Annotated in this window: 1 protein-coding gene; it reads right to left on the bottom strand. The window is 47.5% G+C overall.

Features of this window, described 5'->3' with window-relative positions:
• Window positions 1-311: 311 nt before the first annotated feature.
• Window positions 312-1,466: an IS110 family RNA-guided transposase gene (locus tag ACTRWI_RS22395; protein ID WP_499133896.1), complete on the bottom strand. Its 1,155-nt coding sequence runs from the start codon at window positions 1,464-1,466 to the stop codon at window positions 312-314.
• Window positions 1,467-1,569: the final 103 nt, after the last annotated feature.

Raw genomic sequence — 1,569 nt, 5'->3', positions numbered from 1 at the left:
GGGCGTTGATATGACCCCCACTGTCAATTAAAACGTAGAAGTTTCTGCTCCCACATTCCCAGAGCCTTACTTGTAAATCAGTAGTAGTGTTACCGCATTGGTGAAGTAAGTAATGTCGTCGGTTCTCATGCTGATATACGTGGATTACTCACCGTTGGCGAGCAGAGCCTACCTTACTTGTTCCGTCGTGGCACCTGTCTTCAGTCTATGCTCGTGGTTCAATATAGCTTACGCTTTATTGCCGTCCTAACGCCGTCGGTGATTGTGCCACACCCGATGCTCCATCCTTTGCGATAACACTAATTCGTTGTTCATGCGGGTAGCCTCGCGATACGAGTTTTAGGATCAACGTCGCTCACGATAACCTCTCTCGCGATAGCCCAGATATAGGCGATCATTTCTCTAGCGATAGCCACGACTACAACATTCCTATGCTTTCCTTTTTGGAGCAGTCGTTGATAACGTCGGCATAATCGTTGCTGTGCTTGCCAAGCAATATCGACGATCTCCTTGGGCAGACCTTCTTGTCGAAGTTGGAGTTCTAAAGAGATATTGGCTTTATGCTTGTAGGTATGTGCGCCTTCCACCAGTAGTCGCCTTGCTCGACTGTTCCCGCACTTAGTTAAGCTGCCGCGTCGAGTTTTACCGCCACTTGAGCTTTCGGTTGGAACGAGGCCCAGATAAGCCATTAGCTTTCTAGGATGATCGAACCGCCGTAAATCACCGAGTTCGGCGATGGTGCCAAGAGCGACCAATAATCGGACGCCGCGCATCGCTTGAATGGCTTTGACGACAGGATAGTATCGCCAATTTTTTACCTGATGAAGCAGTTCATTATCGAGGCGCTGAAGTCTTTGCATCCGCTCGCTGATAGTGATGATCATCTCTTGCAGAACGATCTGTTGGCTATAGTGAGGGAGAATGAGGTCTGTCAGCCACCGTAGATGCTTTTTAGACCAGTTGTCATTCACTGTTGCTTGAACATTATTGCGAAGTAGAAAGCCTTTGAGTTGGAACTTAGCGTCCTTGAGATCTTTCATAGCAGTTTCTCGGGCTCTTGAGAGATCTCGTATGGCTTCATCTTCGGCTTCTGGAACATAGATAGGGGTGAGCTCTTCAGCCTTGAAGAGTTTGGCAAGCTTAGCTGCATCTCGTTTATCGGTCTTCACACGGTCACCAGGCTTTTTAGGGATAAGTGAAGGAGCAACGACATAACAGCAGTGCCCAAGGCTTGTGAGCAGGCGGTAAGTCCAGTATCCACATGGTCCAGCCTCATAGACAAAATGGAGAGTGGCTTTGGGATATTTAGATTGCAGTTGTTGTGTGAGTTTAATGAGGGCGGACTTGTTAGACTTTATTCGCCCCAAATGTTCAGGTGTAGCCCCGCGTTGCTCTTGCAAGACGGCGACTTGGATAAATGACTTATGCGTATCTAAACCAATGAAAATTATGCTATCGTTATTCATGCTAGCCTCCAAATTTAGTTGTTTGAACACACTAATTATGGCTCTGGCTTTACGCTAACCCACGAAATTGGAGGCTAGCACCTCGTGGGGGTCATTATGTCTA

It is taken from the genome of Pseudoalteromonas sp. G5_S1_14_S5 (genome assembly GCF_054968605.1).
This window is presented reverse-complemented; position numbering and strand designations above follow the sequence as displayed.